Source organism: Qipengyuania nanhaisediminis (genome assembly GCF_045862805.1).
GTDB classification, from domain to species: Bacteria; Pseudomonadota; Alphaproteobacteria; order Sphingomonadales; family Sphingomonadaceae; genus Erythrobacter; species Erythrobacter nanhaisediminis_A.
This window is the reverse complement of sequence record NZ_AP025760.1, coordinates 33525-52530: the sequence shown is the minus strand read 5'-3', so window position 1 is coordinate 52530 and position 19006 is coordinate 33525. Positions and strand designations below refer to the sequence as shown.

Annotated in this window: 19 protein-coding genes; 9 read left to right on the top strand and 10 right to left on the bottom strand. The window is 63.9% G+C overall.

Annotated features, from left to right (window positions below):
• The first annotated feature begins 51 nt into the window (after positions 1–51).
• Positions 52–597 (top strand): hypothetical protein, encoded by a 546-nt coding sequence (locus ACKTSM_RS00285; RefSeq protein ID WP_407875153.1) that lies wholly within the window; start codon positions 52–54, stop codon positions 595–597.
• Here ACKTSM_RS00285 and wecB read toward each other — a convergent pair.
• From wecB to ACKTSM_RS00265, 4 genes are all read right to left on the bottom strand, one after another.
• On the bottom strand, positions 594–1742 hold the full coding sequence (gene wecB / locus ACKTSM_RS00280) for a non-hydrolyzing UDP-N-acetylglucosamine 2-epimerase (RefSeq protein ID WP_407875152.1): 1149 nt from the start codon (positions 1740–1742) through the stop codon (positions 594–596). The genes ACKTSM_RS00285 and wecB overlap by 4 nt on opposite strands.
• Entirely contained in the window at positions 1739–3043 is a 1305-nt protein-coding gene (gene wecC, locus ACKTSM_RS00275; protein WP_407875151.1) for a UDP-N-acetyl-D-mannosamine dehydrogenase, read from the bottom strand. The genes wecB and wecC overlap by 4 nt, the downstream gene beginning before the upstream one ends.
• A 113-nt stretch (positions 3044–3156) precedes the next feature.
• Positions 3157–3639, bottom strand: coding sequence for a glycosyltransferase (locus tag ACKTSM_RS00270; protein WP_407875150.1), 483 nt, complete (start codon positions 3637–3639; stop codon positions 3157–3159).
• Complete coding sequence (locus tag ACKTSM_RS00265) at positions 3636–4094, bottom strand: glucuronosyltransferase (RefSeq protein ID WP_407875149.1); 459 nt, start codon at positions 4092–4094, stop codon at positions 3636–3638. Before ACKTSM_RS00265 ends, ACKTSM_RS00270 begins: the two co-directional genes overlap by 4 nt.
• Before the next feature lie 152 nt (positions 4095–4246).
• Here ACKTSM_RS00265 and ACKTSM_RS00260 point away from each other — a divergent pair, with 152 nt between their 5' ends.
• The 6 genes from ACKTSM_RS00260 to ACKTSM_RS00235 all read left to right on the top strand — a co-directional run bounded on the left by ACKTSM_RS00260 (position 4247) and on the right by ACKTSM_RS00235 (position 10225).
• Positions 4247–5326, top strand: coding sequence for a CaiB/BaiF CoA transferase family protein (locus ACKTSM_RS00260; RefSeq protein ID WP_407875148.1), 1080 nt, complete (start codon positions 4247–4249; stop codon positions 5324–5326).
• A 3-nt stretch (positions 5327–5329) separates the two neighbouring features.
• The gene (locus ACKTSM_RS00255; protein ID WP_407875147.1) at positions 5330–5782 is read left to right on the top strand and encodes a MaoC family dehydratase; all 453 of its coding nucleotides are present in this window, start codon (positions 5330–5332) and stop codon (positions 5780–5782) included.
• A gap of 36 nt (positions 5783–5818) precedes the next feature.
• Complete coding sequence (locus ACKTSM_RS00250; RefSeq protein ID WP_407875146.1) at positions 5819–6451, top strand: exopolysaccharide biosynthesis protein; 633 nt, start codon at positions 5819–5821, stop codon at positions 6449–6451.
• Between the two features lie 64 nt (positions 6452–6515).
• On the top strand, positions 6516–8432 hold the full coding sequence (locus ACKTSM_RS00245) for a DUF3604 domain-containing protein (RefSeq protein ID WP_407875145.1): 1917 nt from the start codon (positions 6516–6518) through the stop codon (positions 8430–8432).
• A gap of 9 nt (positions 8433–8441) precedes the next feature.
• A complete protein-coding gene (locus tag ACKTSM_RS00240; RefSeq protein WP_407875144.1) occupies positions 8442–9227 on the top strand; it encodes a peptidyl-prolyl cis-trans isomerase in 786 nt (261 codons plus the stop codon).
• Complete coding sequence (locus tag ACKTSM_RS00235; RefSeq protein ID WP_407875143.1) at positions 9224–10225, top strand: HupE/UreJ family protein; 1002 nt, start codon at positions 9224–9226, stop codon at positions 10223–10225. Before ACKTSM_RS00240 ends, ACKTSM_RS00235 begins: the two co-directional genes overlap by 4 nt.
• Here ACKTSM_RS00235 and ACKTSM_RS00230 read toward each other — a convergent pair.
• From ACKTSM_RS00230 to ACKTSM_RS00215, 4 genes are read right to left on the bottom strand one after another with little or no spacing between them, the layout of a single operon-like run.
• Positions 10195–11637 (bottom strand): efflux transporter outer membrane subunit, encoded by a 1443-nt coding sequence (locus tag ACKTSM_RS00230; RefSeq protein WP_407875142.1) that lies wholly within the window; start codon positions 11635–11637, stop codon positions 10195–10197. The two genes, ACKTSM_RS00235 and ACKTSM_RS00230, sit on opposite strands and share 31 nt — an antisense overlap.
• The gene (locus ACKTSM_RS00225) at positions 11637–12629 is read right to left on the bottom strand and encodes an efflux RND transporter periplasmic adaptor subunit (RefSeq protein ID WP_407875141.1); all 993 of its coding nucleotides are present in this window, start codon (positions 12627–12629) and stop codon (positions 11637–11639) included. The genes ACKTSM_RS00230 and ACKTSM_RS00225 overlap by 1 nt, the downstream gene beginning before the upstream one ends.
• Positions 12630–12637: 8 nt before the next feature.
• A complete protein-coding gene (locus ACKTSM_RS00220; RefSeq protein ID WP_407875140.1) occupies positions 12638–13378 on the bottom strand; it encodes an ABC transporter ATP-binding protein in 741 nt (246 codons plus the stop codon).
• Complete coding sequence (locus ACKTSM_RS00215) at positions 13375–14511, bottom strand: ABC transporter permease (protein WP_407875139.1); 1137 nt, start codon at positions 14509–14511, stop codon at positions 13375–13377. Before ACKTSM_RS00215 ends, ACKTSM_RS00220 begins: the two co-directional genes overlap by 4 nt.
• Before the next feature lie 91 nt (positions 14512–14602).
• On the opposite strand from ACKTSM_RS00215, the gene ACKTSM_RS00210 reads away from it, so the two are divergent.
• Positions 14603–15247 carry a TetR/AcrR family transcriptional regulator gene (locus ACKTSM_RS00210; RefSeq protein WP_407875138.1) on the top strand — a complete coding sequence of 215 codons (645 nt, stop codon included), beginning with the start codon at positions 14603–14605 and terminating at the stop codon, positions 15245–15247.
• A gap of 99 nt (positions 15248–15346) precedes the next feature.
• A complete protein-coding gene (gene ftsH, locus ACKTSM_RS00205; protein WP_407875137.1) occupies positions 15347–17320 on the top strand; it encodes an ATP-dependent zinc metalloprotease FtsH in 1974 nt (657 codons plus the stop codon).
• A 73-nt stretch (positions 17321–17393) separates the two neighbouring features.
• Here the strand turns inward: ftsH and ACKTSM_RS00200 are convergent, their stop codons facing one another.
• Both ACKTSM_RS00200 and rpoZ read right to left on the bottom strand, forming a co-directional pair.
• Positions 17394–18470 (bottom strand): DUF3667 domain-containing protein, encoded by a 1077-nt coding sequence (locus tag ACKTSM_RS00200; protein WP_407875136.1) that lies wholly within the window; start codon positions 18468–18470, stop codon positions 17394–17396.
• Between the two features lie 164 nt (positions 18471–18634).
• A complete protein-coding gene (rpoZ, locus tag ACKTSM_RS00195) occupies positions 18635–18979 on the bottom strand; it encodes a DNA-directed RNA polymerase subunit omega (protein WP_407875135.1) in 345 nt (114 codons plus the stop codon).
• Positions 18980–19006 lie beyond the last annotated feature (27 nt).

Here is a 19006-nt window from a genome sequence, read left to right as displayed (position 1 = left end):
GCGCATTTGTTAGCTGCGTCGGGCAACCCAACAGCCAGACTGGAGCTGCCATTGATCGAACCATCAGCGCTCAGCCTGTTCGCCGCATTCTTTTATGCCGCCGTCGCCGGTGCGAGCATCCATGCAGGGCGCATCGCCGTGCAATCGCGCCAGGCGCGCTGGCACCGGTCGGTCTTTTTCGCGATTGCCGTGCTATTCGCTTTTCTGATTGCCTGGAGAGTGCTCGCCGTCGAAGACATATTGCGCGAGGTCATGCGCGAACAATTGCGCGGCGAAATGGTCTATGATGGGCGGCGGGAAATGCAGCGACTGATTGCCTCTGCGATCATCGTCCTCGTCGCATTGGGCGGGTTTGCCCTGGTTTTCCGGATCCGGGCCAGCCTGCGCGGCAGGCGCAACCAGATCGCCGTGGCGGCAGCTGGGGGCAGCGCCGCAATGGTGCTTCTCATCGCCTTGCGGCTGGTTTCGTTTCACTGGATCGACGCCGCTCTCTACGGGCCTCTCAAGCTCAACTGGTTTATCGATTTGGGCCTGGGGCTCGCGATCATGGTTGCAGCCCTCGCATATACCAAGGTCGTGCGCCGCGCCCGGCGCTAGGCCCGTGTACCCATCCGTTCGGCGATAGCTTCGACGATGGCCTTGGATGCCGTTCCGTCGCCGTAAGGGCTGTGAGCGCGTGCCATCGCCGCATAATCGACCGGGTTGTCCAGCAACCTCGCGGTTTCATTGATGATGGCATTGGTATCGGTCCCGACAAGCAAGGCCGTTCCCGCCGCCACACCTTCGGGCCTTTCGGTCGTTTCGCGCATGACGATGACCGGCTTGCCGAGGCTGGGCGCTTCCTCCTGGATGCCCCCGGAATCGGTGAGCACGATCTCGCTTGCATCCATCAGCGCGACAAATTCGAGGTAATCGAGCGGATCGATCAGCGCGACATTGTCGAGATTTTCAAGGGCAGGGCGCATCACGCTTTCGACATTCGGGTTCGGATGCATCGGATATATGATTGCCAGGTCATCGCGCTTTGCCAGCTCTACCAGCGCCCGAGCGATCGCGTGCATACCCTCGCCGAAATTCTCGCGCCGATGGGCGGTCACGGCGAGGATCTTGCGGCCAGCGAACCGCTCGCGCAGGGCGTGAAGACCAGGGGCGAGAGAGGGGTTGTCCCTGATCCGTGCCCGCGCCGCCAGAAGCGCGTCGATCACAGTATTGCCGGTAACATGGATCGAATCTTCCGGGACGTTTTCGGCGATGAGCGCTTCGGCAGCGGTCCGTGTCGGAGCAAAGTGGAGATCGGCGATCACGCCGGTCACCATGCGGTTTACCTCTTCGGGCCACGGCGCGTAGATGTCCCCGCTGCGCAGACCCGCCTCGACATGGCCCACCGGGATGCGCCTGAAATAGCAGGCGAGACTGGCCATCATCGTGGTCAGGGTGTCGCCGTGAACCAGCACCCGATCGGGTTTTTCGCGATCCAGCGCTTCGCCGAAACAGGTGACGATGCGCGCGCTCAGGGCATCGAGGCTCTGGCCCTTTTGCATCAGGTCGAGATCGACATCGGGGCGAATGCCGGCAAAAGCGAGGACCTGGTCGAGCATTTCGCGGTGCTGGGCGGTCACGGCCACGCGGACATCGAAGCCCCCGTGCTTGCGCAGCGCCTCGACAACAGGGAACATCTTGATCGCTTCGGGCCGCGTTCCGAAAGTGACCAGGATACGCGGCTTGCCGCGGTCTCGTGTCATTTCTTCAGCATTCCGCGCGCGTCATAGACCAGCTTTCCAGCCAGATCGGCAGGCACCAGGTGCTTGAAAGCGGTGTGGTCGACGAGCACGACGACGATCTCGGCGCTTTCTAGCGCGTGGTCAAGGCTGACCAGCTGTGCCCCGGTGCCGGCAAAACCGCTCGGCAATTGCTCGGCGAACGGCTCGACCACCTGGATCCGCCGGCCACGCGTCCTGGCAAGGCTCAGGGCGATTTCCATCGCCGGGCTCTCGCGGAAATCGTCGATATCGGGTTTGAAAGCGAGCCCGAGCAGCGCGACCTTGCCGTCGGGAACAGCATCGACCAGCGCCCGGATCCTGCGTTCGGAATAGACGGCCTTGAATTCGTTCACTTCACGCGCCGTCCGGATCAACCTCGCGGTCTTGGGAGAGGAAGCCACGAGGAACCACGGATCGACAGCGATGCAATGCCCGCCCACACCTGGTCCCGGCTGCAGGATGTCGACCCGGGGATGGCGGTTGGCGAGCGCGATGACGTCCCAGACATCCACGCCCAGGTCATCGGCAATCACGCTGAGCTCGTTGGCGAAGGCGATATTGACGTCGCGATAGCTGTTTTCGACCAGCTTGACCGTTTCGGCCACCCGGCAATTGGTCGCATGGCAATCGCCTTCGACAAAGCTGGAATAGAGCGCCGCGGCGCGGGCCGCGCAGTCGGACGTGATCCCGCCGATGACGCGGTCGTTCTGCGTGAGTTCGCGCACGATCTTGCCCGGCAGGACGCGTTCGGGACAATAGGCCAGCGCGATGTCGCCGGCCTCGTCGGAGCCGAACACCGGCAGTTTCAGGTCGGGACGTTCCTCGGCGATGATCTGGGCCACCCGCTCGGTCGTCCCCACGGGCGAGGTGCTTTCGACGATGACGCAGGCACCGGGCAGGACCTTGGGGGCGATGGCGCGAGCGGCGGCTTCGACGTAGCTGGTGTCGGGCTCCTTGTCGCCGGTCAGTGGGGTGGGCACCGCGATCATGTAGAAATGGGCGGTCGGAACGCTGGTCGAGGCGACGAGTTTTCCGCTTTCGATCGATTCGCACACCAGCCGGTCGAGATCGCGCTCCTCGATATGTACCTTGCCGGCGTTGACGGTGTCCACCACGTGTTCGGAAACATCGACGCCGCACACGTTCCAGCCATGGCTCGCCAGGACGGCAGCCGTTGGAAGGCCGATATAGCCCAGACCGATCACAGCGACCTGGTGGTCGGGTGCTGGCTGGATAGCGGCTTCCGGCCCGAAGGCGGTGGCCGCATCGAAAGGGGCGTTCATAAGTTCAAATTCCTACGCGTTTTGCGCGCGGAACATGGACCCACAATGGTAAAAATCCCGTTAGGTTTAAGAGGCCGCGGCGAGCCGCGCTCCAGACGGAAAGCGCGCCTGCGTCAGATCGCGCCGGTCTCGATAAAACGGGCAACAGCCTCGTGCAGCTGGCTGGCGGTTGGCGACCGGACCGCATGAGCGGCTCCGATCTGGCGAGCCATTTCGATTGCCGCCGCCAGCTCGGTCTCGTCCATGGCAACGACGATGCCGGAACGTCCTTCGAGATGGCGTACAGTCGCGACCTGATGATCGTTCCGGTGTTCGCCATGCGAATGGCGGCGCGGGAACAGCACGATAGGCTTGGAAAATCGCTGCGCTGTCAGGACGGTGCCGATCCCGGCATGGCTGACGATCACGTCGCACCGTTTGACGAGTTCTTCGAATTCATCCGGCGCAATTTCGCTGCGCGCATCCATGTTGCGCGGTTGGTACGAGCCCTTTCCGATCTGTGCGATAACCTCGTGGTTCAGGCTCGGAGCAAGCGCGTCCATCGCCTCGATCAGTCGATCGAAGCCGAGCTGCATCCCTACCGTCACCAGGATCACAGGACCGCTCCTGCATATCCCGCGCCGGTCTCGTGCGACAGGTGTTCCCACTGGGTCAGGCATTGGTGCGAAATGCGCATTGCGAGCCGTCCGCTCAGCGAAAGCCTTTCGCCATTTGCCACGCTGTCGATCCACAGGGTCTTCGCCCCGACGAGCCGCCCGGCACAGATCATCAGCAGGCCGGGCGCCGCACCGGTCGAAATTATCCGCTGAGGACGAATCCGGACCACCGTCCAAAGCGAAACCAATGCGCACCACAAAGTTGCAAGCGGCCGGTCGAGATTGCAGTCCGGAACGATTACGGCATCTTCGATATGCCGCTGCCGCGCCGCCCTTGCATCGGTGGTGGCATAGCGCGTGTCGAACTTGTCGAGCGTTTCGCGCAGCAGCATGAGCTGTTCCCAGTGTCCACCCGTCGATGCGACGGCAAGGACCTTGCGGTTTGTGACGGACACGGGAGGATCCTCGAATTGCGCGTTATTTGCGAGATGGCGCCGGGGCACGGCTTAGGGCGCGATGGGCCATTATTGTGCGCAGCCTTGCCAAGTCAATGCCGCCCTTGCGCCGCGCCGACCCACCGGCCAAGGAGGGGCGAGGAGATCAATCGATGAGTGAACATCCCGGCCCGCTTTCGGGCCTGAAGGTCGTCGAATTTGCTGGTATCGGACCGGGGCCACACGTCGCCATGCTGCTTGCCGACCTCGGGGCCGAGGTCGTCCGTATCGAACGGCCGGGATCGCCTGTTTCGAACCCGGTGGTCGAACGCGCACGTCACCGGGCATCGGTCGATATCAAGTCCGAGGAAGGCAAATCCTTTTGCCTCGATGCGGCATCCCGCGCCGATGTGTTGATCGAGGGGTTTCGCCCGGGTGTGATGGAAAGGCTGGGCCTGGGGCCCGAGCCGCTGATCGCCGCCAATCCGCGCCTCGTCTATGCCCGGATGACCGGTTGGGGACAGGAAGGCCCCCTTGCTCACGCCGCGGGCCACGACATCAATTACATCGCGATCACCGGCGCGCTTGATGCGATCGGGCGGGCGGGCGAACCGGCGGTCCCGCCGCAGAACCTCGTCGGCGACTTCGGCGGCGGTTCGATGTATTGCGCCTTCGGTATCCTGGCGGCGCTTTATGAACGCGAACGCTCGGGCAGGGGCCAGGTGGTAGACGCGGCAATCGTCGATGGCGTGACCAGCCTGATGAGCTTTTTCAGCGGGGCAGGTGGGCGCACATTTCTCACGACCGAGCGCGGCAAGGGCATGCTCGGCGGCGCTGCGCATTTCTACCGCTGCTTTGCCTGTTCTGACGGGCGCGAGATTTCGGTCGGGGCGATCGAACCGCAATTCTACGCCGAGCTGCTCGCGAAGACCGGCGCGCCTGACGAGCTTGCGCAAGGGCAGATGGTCCCGGACAACTGGGATGACTATGCCGAGAAGATGGCCGCCTTGTTCAAGACGAGAACTCAGGCCCAATGGACCGAGCTGCTCGAAGGGACCGATGCCTGCTTTGCCCCGGTGCTCGAACTGTCACAAGCGCGCGAACATCCCCACATGAAAGCGCGCGAAGCCTATTCAGAACGCGACGGCGAATGGCATACGGCACCCGCGCCGCGCTTCGACAGGACGCCGGGCGCGATTCGCCCGAGCGATGACGATGGCGCAGAGGTCGTTGCCGGCTGGACGAAAGGATAAACGATGGCAGGCAGGTTTTTCGACGAATGGAACGTGGGTGACAGGATCGAGCATGAGATCCGCCGGACGGTCACCGAGACCGACAATCTTCTGTTTTCGACGATGACACACAACCCGCAGCCGCTTCACCTCGACCTCGAGGCGGCGAAGGAAAGCGGGTTTGGCCAGATTCTCGTCAATTCGACCTTCACTTTCGCGCTTCTGGTCGGGCTGTCGGTGGGGGACACGACCTTGGGCACGCTGGTCGCCAATCTGGGTTTCGACAAGGTCGTCACGCCCAAGCCGGTTTTCATTGGCGACACCTTGCGCGCGGCGAGTGAAGTCACGCAATTGCGCGAAAGCAAGTCGCGGCCACAAGCCGGTATCGTCACCTTCGTTCACGAGCTTACGAACCAGCGGGACGAGGTGGTATGCCGTTGCGAGCGATCGGCATTGCTCCGCAAAAAGGGGGCGTGATCGGAAATAGTTGGCCGGCTGAGCGTTGATCGGGGGATGGCACAGGGAGAACCCAGCGAACCGCATTCGATCGAGGACGTCGTCGAAGGGCTCGAGGATCTCGCCGAGCACGAGCGCACGATCCGCGTGGCAGACGTGCTCGACCAATTCGGCACGCGCAGTTTCGCGCCGGTCATGCTGGTCCTGTCCCTGCTCGAGATAAGCCCGATCGGCGTCATACCGGGTGTGCCCACATTCCTCGCCCTTTGCGTTGCCATCGTCGCGGCCCAATTGCTTTTCGGGCGCGATCACATCTGGTTGCCCGGCTGGATCGCGGAGCGATCGGTGTCTTCCGAAAAGCTGGAAAAGGCGACCGGGAAGCTCGATAAACCGGCGCGGAAGCTGGATGGTCTTGCCAAGAGCCGTCTGACGCCTTTGGCGCGGGGGCCGGCCCTGAAGGTCGCCGCCGGAATAATTATCGTTCTGTGCCTGATGGTCCCGCCGCTCGAAGTGCTCCCCTGGGCAAGCGCGGCCCCGATGATCGCGGTTGCCATCATCAGCCTCGCAATCATGGTCCGCGACGGGCTTGCAATGCTCGGCGCATGGATTGTCTCGGCAGGCGCTGTGGGCCTGTTCGTCTACTGGTACTGCTTCACCGACAATGCCTCGGGAAGCCTGCTGTCCCTGTGACGCTTGACGCTTGGTCAGTTCCGTGTGCAACATCGTTGTGAGGGACTGGAGAGGGAGGCGGGTGATGCAGGCAGATCGGATCGTGCTGGGAGCAATTGCGCTTCCGCTTTTGCTGGCGGGTTGCGATAGCGAACCGTCTCTTGACGCATCACAGACCGGCGACGGCGAGAACACAATCGAACTCGCCGAATTTCCCGACCGACCCTATTGGGGCGACACTCACCTGCACACGGACAATTCGGTCGATGCCTTCGGCTTCGGCGTGCGCCTTGGCCCGGAGGCGGCGCTGCGCTTCGCACGCGGAGACGCAGTAACCGCCACCACCGGAGCCGAGGCGAAGCTTGCACGGCCGCTCGATTTTCTCGTCATTGCCGACCACTCCGATGCGCTGGGCGCGACGCGGCGACTTTACGATGCGCCGCGCTGGTACGTGAACTGGGTGCTGGGAGACGAGACCGTCCTTCGCTGGTATGACATGATGCACGAAAGCCCCGAGCAATCGCAGCGAGCGGTGGGCGAACTGATTACTGCCGCGGCGAATGGCGAAGTGCCCGAGGCACTGGCCGATCCCGAGCGGGCGGCCGAAGCAGTGAGAGACTTGTGGACCACGCATCTCGGGTTGCTCGACCGGTATAACGAGCCGGGCACCTTTACCGCTCTTGCCGGATACGAATGGACCGCGATGCCTGATGGCAACAACCTTCATCGGGTCGTGATGTTTCGCGATGGTTCGGACCGGACCGGTCAGGTTCTTCCCGTTCCCGGCATCGGCACATCGGCCGAGGAATTGTGGGACGCGCTGGAATCCTACGAGGCAACCACCGGAGGCCGCGCGATCGCCATTCCGCACAATTCGAACCTTTCAAACGGGCTGATGTTCGAGACGACGATGCCCGACGGATCCCCGATGACGGCCGAATACGCGGCCAAGCGCGCCGAGCGCGAGCCGGTCGTCGAGGTCACTCAGATCAAGGGTGACAGCGAAACCCACCCCTTCCTGTCTCCCAATGACGAGATGGCGGGCTTCGGGGTGAAGGGCTGGGAACTCGGTAACCTTCCGCTGACTCGAGAGACCGACGATTCGATGCGTGCAGGCTCCTATGCACGCTCGGCACTGCTGCGCGGGTTGAGCCTCGAGGCGCAGCTTGGCGTGAACCCCTATGCCTTCGGCATGATCGGATCGACCGACAGCCACACCGCGTTGGCAACCGGCGATGAAGACAATTTCTGGGGCAAGCATACCGGGAACGAATTCAACAACGAAAGCCGGGCCATGGCGCCGCAGAACCTCGGCACACGGGTGGGCCGGTTCGGCTGGCATTACCTGGCGGGCGGCTATGCGGCGGCCTGGGCGCGGGGCAATACGCGGGCGGAAATCTTCGACGCCTTCCAGCGGCGCGAGGTCTATGCCACGACGGGGCCACGAATGACCGTTCGGGTCTTCGGCGGATTCGATTTCACCGATGATGACTGGGCCGGCGACTGGGTGCGCGAAGGCTATGGCCGCGGGGTACCGATGGGCGGCGAGCTTGCCGGTACCGGGGAGGCGCCCAGTTTCCTCGTCAGCGCACTGAAGGACCCCGACGGTGCCAATCTCGACCGCGTCCAGATGGTGAAAGGCTGGCTCGACCCGTCGGGCGAAATGCGCGAGCGGGTCTATGACGTGGTCTGGAGTGACATGGAAACCCGCCCTCGCACAGCGAACGGGGTTACGCCTGTGGGCGACACGGTGAACCGCGAGGATGCAAGCTACACCAACGATATCGGGGCAGCGCAATTGCGCGCCACCTGGACCGACCCGGACTATGCGCCGGGCCAACGTGCCTTCTATTACGTCCGCGTGATCGAGATCCCGACGCCCCGCTGGCCGCTTTTCGACGCGGTGCGGTTCGGTTTCAAATTGTCTGAGGAGGCCATGGCCGATGCGGTCGCGCAGGAACGCGCCTATACCTCGCCGATCTGGCTCAAACCGCAAAGCTAGGGGGCACGCGTGGACTTGCCGGACTGGACCCGCGAACCGCTGGTCCATTTTCTCGGGCTGGGAGCGCTGCTCTATGCCGCTCTTGCCTGGACAGCCGAGCCGGTCGAACCGGCCTCGCGCATCATCGCGGTGGACGAGAGCGAACAGGCACGGATCGCTCTCGGCTTCGAACGCGTCATGGCGCGCCCGCCCACCGACGCGGAACTCGACGCGGCTATCGACAAGTTCGTCCGCGACGAAGTGCTCTACCGGGAAGCGATCCGGCTCGGGCTCGACCAGGGCGATGCCGTGGTTCGCCAGCGCATGGTGGCCAAGATGGACATGAGCGCCACCGCGGCAGCTGAAACGGCGCAGCCATCGGAGGAGGTCTTGCGCGCATGGTACGAAGACAATGCCGATCGCTATGGCGGCGAGCAATTGGTAAGCTTCGAACAGGCGTTCTTCACCAGCGTAGAGGCGGCCGGTGCTGCGCGATCTGGACCTGTGCGGGGACAGCCGATCAGCCTTCCCGAAAGCCTTGCGGACAAGACCTTGCGCGAGATCGCTAACCTGTTCGGCGAACAGTTCGCGCGCGCTCTCTCAAGTCTCGAACCGAGCGATCAATGGCAGGGACCGATCCCTTCCGGCTTTGGCTGGCACCTCGTTCGCCTGACCCGGACCCGCGCTGCGCCTGCCCGTTTCGAAGACGTGCGCAGCCGTGTCGAAAGCGATTGGCGCAGTGCCGCAATCGAGGCGAGAAAAGCGAGGGCCTTCGAAATACTCAAGAGCGCCTACCGGATCGAGATTGACAGGTGAGACACCTCGCGCGCGCGATCATGGCGCTTGTCCTGGCATTCATCGCCGCGCCGCTTGGCGCTGACGAATTGCGTCCCGCCGTGATCGAAATGACCGAAAGGGAGGCGGGCGAATGGGTGCTCGAATGGAAGCTGCCGGTCTCCTCCTCGCGGGCGCCCAATGCGGCACCGCTTGCGCAGCCGGTGATCCCCCAAGGATGCGCCATGCAGGGCGAACCGGTACAGCGCGCCGCGTCCCTGGCTCTCCTGGGCCGCGCTGCATTGCGCTGCGACAGCGCGCTTGCCGGCGCTAGTTTCGGGCTTAGCGAACTGGTTGGCAGCGCCGATGCGATTGCGCGCTATGTGCCGCTCGACGGACCGGTCCAGACCTTCCGGCTCACCGCCGAGGCCCCGGTTGCCCGAATCCTCGCCGCGCCCGATCGGAGCGTTGTTTTCGCTGATTATCTGGTCATCGGGGCTGAACATATCCTGCTCGGCTGGGACCACCTCCTGTTTGTCATCGCACTTGTTCTGCTTGTCCGCGCTCCGTGGCCGGTCATCAAGGCGGCAACAGCTTTTACCGTGGCGCATTCGATAACCCTGGTGGCGACGACCCTAGGTTATACGGGACTGCCAAGCCGACCGGTGGAGGCGCTGATCGCGCTCTCGATCGTCTTTCTTGCGGTCGAAGTCGCCTTGGTGATGCGCAATCCGGACCGCGTCACCTGGACGCGGCGCTACCCTTGGCTGGTGGCCTTTGGATTCGGATTGTTTCACGGCTTCGGTTTTGCTGGCGCCCTTGCGGATATCGGTTTGCCGCAAGGCGAGGTCGCGAGCGCGCTCCTGGCATTCAACCTGGGAGTGGAAGCCGGGCAATTGCTGGTGATTGCCGCGATAATTGCCATTCTTGCGGCCCTCAAACGCGGCCCACGCATGCTCGAGACCCGTGCCCTGAAATTGGCAACTTACGCGATCGGGGTTACCGGCGCTTACTGGCTGGTCGAACGGGTCGTGGGATAATCGACCGCGCCGAATTCACCGCCTCCAAGCGCTTGCCAGAGGAGGATCCGCGCGCGCTCCGCACGGCCAAGTGCGAGCGCGGCGCGTTCGCCGCTCGCATCGGCGGCGCGGCGCGCCTCGAGCACCTCGACCAGGCTCGACAGCCCGCTGCGATAACGCGCATTGGCGAGCGACGTCGCGCGTTCGAGCGCTTCGCGTTCGGCCTCGGCATGGCTGGCTTGCCTGTCGCTGGTCTCGACCAGTCCATAGGCCGCTTCGGCATCGGCCAGAGCCTGGAAGACCGCGCCTCGATACGCTTCGAAGGCGAGCATCTTCTCGGCCTCGGCCCTGTTGATCTCGGCCTCGATCCGCCCGAAGTCGAGCAAGGGCGCCGCGATTCCGGCAGCGAGCGAACCGACGATCGATTGTTCATCGAATAGATCGCCCGGATCGAAGGCGAGGAGGCCCAGCGCCGCTGACAGGGTCAGCTTGGGAAAGCGCGTGCGGGCTGCTGCATCGAGCGCTGCGTCGCTAGCGGCGAGGCGCGCGCTCGCAGCGAGCAGATCGGGGCGATTCATCAGCAATTGCGAAGGCAGGCTGGCCGGCGCGACACGCGGGCGCGGCGTCGGGCCACCCTGCTGCAATGTCGAATTGACCCAGTGCGCATCTTGCCCTGTCAAGGCGACCAGCCGTGCCACGATCCTAACCCTTTCATCGTCGAGCGCCGCAATGCGCGAGCGCGCGGCATCGGCCTGCGCTTCGGCGATATGGTGGTCGATTCCTGTGGCAAGTCCGGCCTGCTGACGTATGCGCAAAAGGCTTGCGATCTGGTTGGCAGCGGCGAGATCGCGCCGGGCGTAGAGGAGGCGCGCATCGAGCGTGCGCCAGTCGGTAACGCTCGCTGCGATTTCTGCGAGCAGCGCGATCCGGACCGCGGCGGCAGATGCCGTCGCAGCTTCGAGCTGCGCTATCGCTGAGCGCTCATTCGCTCGCAACTGGCCGAAAATGTCGGGGTCCCAACTGGCGACGACGTTGGCCCCATAGGCGATTTGCTCGGTGTCGATGAGAGCGGCGAAGGGGTTGTTCTGCCCGAACTGTCCCGGATTGGTGCGAGATACCGTCACGTTCCCGGTGACACTCGATTGCGGGAGCCGGCCTGCCGAGGCGCGGCGTGCGCTGGCCCGCGCGGATTCGATGCGAGCCAGCGCCTGGCCGAGGGTGGGAGAGGAATCCAGTGCGGAGGCCGCCAGGTCGAGGAAACTCGCATCGTCGATGGGCAGAAGCGTATCGAGAGCGCGCGCGGACGCATTGTCGGGCGCATGTAAGAAGGTCTGCGGGAGCTCGGGCTGGCCGGTTGCCGATTGGGGCAGGGGGGCGTGGGCGCACCCCGCGGTCAGGCCCGCGAGAATGGCGATGAAGGCGCCGCGTCGCATCAGTCCTGGCCCGGTCCGTCATCGGCGGCGATGAAGGCATCGACCTGCTGACCGACCCGGAACATGTCCGTCTTTGCTGTCTGGGGCAGGGCATAGATGAGCTGCAAGACCCGCACATCGACCCTTTCCGAGGCGCTGTTGGTCAGCGAGCGCTTGGGCACCACCTGGGGTTCGGCGCGCACGAAGGTGGCTTCGACCTGGTGCTGCGCCGCGCCGCGCGGTGACACCAGCGCCGGCGCGCCGAGATCGACCCGCACCGCTTCGTTTTCATCGATATCGATCCGGACATGCAGCGGCCGCGTTTCGCCCATCTCGATAAATGCCGCGGGTCCGCCGCCCTGTGTCGCCGCGTATTCGCCGGGCCTGATGTTCACTGCCAGGATTTCGCCGGCGATCGGGGCGCGCACGGTCAGGCGGCCAAGTTCGGTGCTGGCCGTCGACACGCGAGCCTGCGCCTGGCTCAGCCGGGCGCGCGCCAGTTGCAGCCGGGTGGCAGCGGCGCTCGCCTCGCCTTCGGCGCGGATAACCTCGGCGCGACTGACCGCGGCAGGATCCGATACCTCGCGATAGAGCGCCAATTGCTCGCGCGCGGTGCGGCTTGCGGTTTGCGCTTCGGCGATCGCGGCGCGTGCCTCGCTGACGGATGCGCGGGCCTCGCGCAGCCCCGCGCGCACTGCGCGGTCATCGATGGTGAACAGCGGCTGGCCCTTGTCGACGCGGTCGCCCGGCGCCACGCGCACCGAGGTGACCAGGCCTGGCAATGCGGACCCGATGGCGATCACCTCGCTCGATGGCTCGACGATGCCCGATCCGGCCACCCGGCTCGACTCGGCGAGCTCGCCGCTGGCCTTGGGCGGTTGGTTGGCGGGCTCGCTCAGCGCGTGATCGGGCTGGCTGGCGAAGATATAGGCCGCGGCAAGGGCAAGCCCGATCAGCGCGATGACCGGAAGGACATGGCGCGAGAAACTGATTGGCGAAGGCAGCAGGGCCATAATGTCCTCTATTGGTCAGCTGGCATTTCGGTGCCGTCGTGAATGATGCGCCCATCCTCGAGCACGAGGATGCGGTCGGCGAGGTCGAAAATTCGGTTGTCGTGGGTCACGATGATGCAGGCGCGGTCGGGTGCGATCGCTACCTCGCGGAGCAGGTCCATCACCCGCCGTCCCGAACTGGCATCGAGCGCCGCGGTCGGTTCATCGCACACCACGAGCCGCGGCTCGTGGACGAGCGCGCGGGCAATGGCGACGCGTTGCTGCTGCCCACCCGAAAGCTGGCCGGGAAGCTTTTCGGCCTGGTCGGCGATATTGAGCTTGTCGAGGAGCAGCGTCGCCTTTTCGCGCGCCCGGGTGATATCCATGCCTTGTGCAATCAGCGGCACCGCCGCGTTGGCTGCCGCATCGATCGAGGGGATGAGATTGTACTGCTGGAAGATGAAGCCGATGTTCTCGAGGCGGAAATCGACCAGTTGCCTGTCGTTCAAGGCATAGATATCGGTGCCGAAGACTTCCACCTCGCCCTCGGTCGGCCACAAGATGCCGCACATGATCGAGATCAGGGTCGTCTTGCCCGATCCGCTTTCGCCCACGACATAGGTCATCTCGCCAGGAAGGATGTCGGTGTCGATGCCGTGAAGAACGCGCAAGGTGGTCTGCCCCGCCTTGAAATCGCGGACGATGCCGCGCGCGCATATCGCGGCTGGTGCGGTCCCGGCCTCGCGCTTCTTGTGGTGCGACGCTGTCATCGGAACACCGATGCGGGTTCGGTTGAAAGCACGCTGCGCAGCGCCAGCCAGCCCGTGATCGCAAGAATCACGATGACCGCCCCGAGGCTGGCAAGAGGGACCTGCCAGGGAATGAAAAAGCCCTTGAAGAACGGGTTGCCGCTGAAGCCCCAGATGAACAGCGCCGTGCCCACCACTCCCAGCGCATAGCCGACCGCTCCCACCAGCCCGGCCTGAACCGCGACCATGCGCACAATCTTGGAATTGGTGACGCCGATCGCTTTCAGGGCGCCGAACTGGCGGATGTTGTCGCGGATGAATAGGCTGAAGGTGAGGCCCACGATCGCAACGCCCACCACGAAGCCGAGGACCACGGTGATCCCGAAATTCGTGGGAATGCCGGTGTTTTCGACGATGAAGTCGATCCCCGCCTGAGCGAATTCGTCGCGCGTTTCGGCCTTCAGTCCCGTCTGCTCCTCGATCCGCCGTGCCGCTTCACCGGCGCTGACACCTTCGCTGGTGCCGACAAGCACGAAGCTGAGCCGGTTCCTGGTGCCCGGCACGTAATTTAGCGCCTGGGAATACTTGGTGTACAGCACCGCAGTGCTGGTGAAGGACGGCAGGGCGTCGGCGATCCCGCGGATCACCGCTCGCTGGTCGTTCAGTTCGAGCCTTTCGCCCATCACGTCGTAATCAGCGCCGAACATGTTGTACTTGCCGCCATCGTCTATGATCACCGTGTCCGGCTGCGCAAGCGCGCCCTTGGTCCCATCGTAAAGATTTGCGGGAAGGCCGATGAGGGTGGTGTCATCCACCCCGATTATTGCCACCTGTTCAAGATCGCCGCTCCTCGTGCGGACCGATGCCGCTGATCGAAGATGGGGCACGGCCCATTCGACCCCGGGCACGGCGCGCACCGCTTCGAGCGCGGTCGATGGCATGGCGAAGCTGACATCGGTGGTGCGGCTTACCGGATCCATCACCCAGACCTCGACTTCGGGAGCGTTGTAGACGCCGCTCGCCCCGCGCTCGATCAGGTTGATGAAGATGGTCAGTTGCTGGGTGATCAGCAGCGTGGAGAACGCGATACCGAACAGCAGGCCGTAAAATTTCTGCGCATCGCCCGTCAGCATGCGGATCGCTATCCAGAGCATGGCTTGGTACCTCCCGTAACGAAGGGCTTGCGAACGAGGTGCGCAAAGGCAATATTGAACGGTATCGTTTAATTGAACGGAGCCGTTCAGCTTGTCAACCGCCTGCGAACCGCGTCAAAAACGCAAGTCCGGCCGTCCGCAAGACCCGGCCAAGCGCGAGGCGATCCTCGATGCCGCCTCGCAGCAATTCTTCGCCGCCGGCTATGCGGCGACATCGATCGAGCAGGTGGCCGCACTGGCAGGCGTATCGAAGGTCACGATCTACAACCAGTTCGATGACAAGCGCGGCCTGTTCAAGGCCGCTGTCGAGCGCGAATGCGCCCGGATGCGCGGCCTGCTCGCTCTGGGAGCCCAGCCGTCGGGCTCGATCAGCGAGAGGCTGGCCGAACTCGGCAAGGCGATGGTGGCCTTCCTGTCGCGCCCGGAAATGATCCAGTTCGAACGCCGTATCGCTGCTGAGACCGAGCGCGATCCTGCCATTGGGCGCGCCTTTCTCGAAGCAGGGCCCTGGCGGATGAAGGACGCGTTCAGCAAATGGCTTGCCCATGCCTGCGCTGCGGGGGAACTCGAAATCGCCGACCCTTCGCTTGCAGCCGAACAGTTCGTATCGATGTGCAAGGGCATGGGCGATCTCGAACGGCGCTTTGGCGCTATCCCGGGCGATCGCGAGACGCATGAAAGGATCAGCAGCGCTGTCGAGGTGTTCCTGGCCGCCTACAGCCCTGCCAGCCGATAGCCCGCATCGGCGGAACAGGGGGCGAGAACCGGCAGGTGGATTAGCTTGTCATTCATCGCGCCAATCCTACATTGGCCTTCGAGAAAGGATTCCCCGCGCATGAGCGACAATAACGACCCGAACGAGCAGCCGCCCGAGGGCCAGAACCCATGGGTCAGGCAGTTGATGATATGGGGCGGAATATTCCTTGCGCTCCTGCTCGTGGTGTCGATGTTCAACGGCAGCGCACAGCCTGCCGGGGAGCGGATCAGCTATTCCGAGTTCCGTGATCAGGTCGAAGCCGGCGCAGTCACCAATGTCGAGCTCGGCGAGGATGTCATCACCGGGACCCTGCAGGGCGGCGAGACCTTCTCGACCGTGCCTGTTCCCAACGACACCCAGCTGACCACCTTGCTTGCCGAGAACGAGGTCGAGTTTACCGGAACGCCGCGCGAAGAGCCCAATGTCCTGCTCTACATCCTGATCCAGTCGCTGCCCTTCATCCTGATCCTCGGTATCGCGTTCTTCGCGCTTCGCCAGGTCCAGAAAGGCGGGGGCGGCGGTGCCATGGGCTTCGGCAAGTCCAAGGCGAAGCTGCTCACCGAACGGCAGGGCCGCGTGACCTTCGAAGACGTCGCCGGGATCGACGAAGCGCGCGAGGAGCTCGAGGAAATCGTCGAGTTCCTGAAGGACCCCCAGCGCTTTTCCAAGCTCGGCGGCCAGATCCCCAAGGGCGCCCTGCTGGTCGGTTCGCCCGGCACCGGCAAGACGCTGCTCGCACGCGCTATTGCGGGCGAGGCGGGCGTGCCTTTCTTCACGATTTCGGGTTCGGACTTCGTCGAGATGTTCGTGGGCGTCGGCGCGAGCCGCGTGCGCGACATGTTCGAGCAGGCCAAGAAGAACTCGCCCTGCATCGTCTTCATTGACGAGATCGACGCGGTCGGCCGTTCGCGTGGCCATGGCCTGGGCAATTCGAACGACGAGCGCGAGCAGACGCTGAACCAGCTTCTGGTCGAGATGGACGGGTTCGAAGCGAACGAAGGCATCATCATCATCGCGGCGACCAACCGCCCCGACGTGCTTGACCCTGCGCTGCTGCGTCCCGGCCGTTTCGACCGCCAGGTCGTGGTGCCGATCCCAGATATCGACGGTCGCGAGAAGATCCTCGGCGTGCACATGAAGAAGGTGCCGCTGGCGCCCGACGTGAACCCTCGCACCATTGCCCGCGGCACTCCCGGCTTTTCGGGCGCGGACCTTGCGAACCTCGTGAACGAGGCCGCGCTTCTGGCCGCGCGCCGCAACAAGCGCCTCGTCGCGATGCAGGAGTTCGAGGATGCGAAGGACAAGGTCATGATGGGTGCCGAGCGCCGCTCGATGGTCATGACCGAAGACGAGAAGAAGATGACCGCCTATCACGAGGCCGGCCACGCGCTGGTTTCGTTGAACGAGCCGGCATCGGATCCGATCCACAAGGCGACAATCATTCCGCGCGGGCGTGCGCTGGGCATGGTCATGCGCCTGCCCGAGCGCGACAGCTATTCCTATCACCGCGACAAGATGCACGCCAATCTGGCCGTCGCCATGGGTGGCCGCGTGGCCGAGGAGATCATCTTCGGCCATGACAAGGTGTCGAGCGGGGCTTCGGGCGACATCCAGTACGCGACCGATCTCGCGCGCAATATGGTCACCAAGTGGGGGATGAGCGACAAGCTCGGCCCGCTCCAATACGAGGCGAGCCAGGAAGGCTATCTCGGCATGGGGCAGACAGCGCGCACCATGTCTGGCGAAGAGACCAACAAGCTGATCGATGCCGAGATCAAGCGGTTGGTCGAAGAGGGCCTCAAGCGTGCGACCGACATCCTCACCGATCAGGAGGACAAGCTGCACCTGCTCGCTCAGGCCATGCTCGAATACGAGACCCTGACCGGCGAGGAGATCGACCAGCTGATGAAGAACGGCAAGATCGATCGCCCCGACGAGCCCAAGGGTCCTGTATCCGCGCAACCGGCCCACGGTTCCGCGATCCCCAAGGCGGGCAAGCGCTTTGGCGGTGGCAAGACTCCGGGCGGTGACGAGGCTCCGCAGGGTGCCTGAATTTCCCCCATTCCATCAAGCCGAGCGGGCGCTCCGGAACGACCGGGGCGCCCGTTCGTGGTTGGGTAGGTGCTCAGAACGCTCCGAGTAGCAGCAAGGCCTGCAGGAACAGCAACAGCACGATATTGATGAAGACCAGCAGAACCGCGAACCGCCAGAAAGCGGAAAAGCGTGACAGTTCGTAAGCACCCCGCAGCTGCTTGTAGATATGAATCGGCGCGATGAGGGTAACCGCGACAAACGGCACCCAGCCTGGCGCGCCGGCCACAGATGCGAGCGATGCCGTGATGAAGAGCAGCGACATGAAGGCGAGCGAATAGGTCACGAAGATCGCGTGATCATAGGCGCGAAACCGGCGCTTCCACGCGAACAGCAGCCAGACGAAGGGGATCGATAGCGGGATCAGCAGCCAGCTGAACTTGTAGCTGTTGGCTTGCAGCTTGTAGAGCATGAGGCCGGGGTTTTCGCGCCACTTGGCGATGATGCCGCGATCGATCGAATCGATCCCCGTGGCAGTGAATTCAACCGATCCCGTGCCCTCGCCGCCAATCACCAGCTTGCCCGCCTCGCCGATGCGATCGGCGTTTTCCTGAAGTTCCTTGAGCGCGATCTCCAGCCCGTGGCGGCTTGGGTCATCCGGATCGAGTTCGGCCACACGGGCAGCCATTTCGTCGCGTTCGGCGATCGCTTCCCTTTGCGCGGCATCGAGCCCTGCCACGAGGCTTTCCTGGGTCCCGATCTGGGTCGGCGGCGAGAACCCGATCGCCTGGAAGATCGCGAACATGGCAAAGACGCTGAACAGGAACATCGCCATCGGGCTGACGAATTTCGCGCGCTCGCCCTCGATATAGCGGCGGGTCAGCTGTCCGGGCCTGAACACCAGCAGCGGCAATGTCGCCCAGAACTTCCCGTCGAGATGCAGCACCCCGTGAACAATATCGTGGAAGATCGCCGAGAGCGTGCGGTGAATGCTGCGGCGCTGTCCGCATTGCGGGCAGAACGGGCTCGTGCCCGGCGTGCCGCAATTGGAGCATTCGCTTGGCCCGGTATCACTGCCCTTGCCAAGCGCGGATGTGGCTTCGCGTTCGGCGGCACGGCCAAGCAATCCGCCTTCGATCGCGGTTCCCATGCCTTCGCCAAAGTCGCTCACATCGCCGCCCCTTCGATTGCTGCGGGCGAGACATTACCTGCGCGCGGCCCGAAAACAAACTGCCGTCGGGCCACCCGGAAAAACGGATGCCGGATACGAAAAAGGCCGCCAGACTGGCGGCCTTTCCGGCGGGGCGTGGTGCGTCCCGAAATGATCGCGCGCGATCAGCCTTCGTAATCGGCACCGATCGAGGTCGAGCGGGTCGGAGCGCTTGCAGTGATCCGCAGGGCTTCGGCCGACTGGCTCAGCGAACCGATTTCATCGGCATCGTCTTCGTCATCGGGAAGGATCTTTTGGAGGCTGGTAACCAGCGCTTCGTTGAGCTCCTTGGGCTTGACCGTCTGTTCGGCGATCTCACGCAGCGCGACGACCGGGTTCTTGTCGCGGTCGCGGTCGATGGTGAGTTCGCTACCGCCGGAAATTTCGCGCGCGCGCTGGGCTGCAAGCAGGACGAGGTCGAACCGGTTGGGAACCTTGTCGACGCAATCTTCAACGGTAACGCGTGCCATTCGAGCGGGCCTCTTGGAATCAGTGTT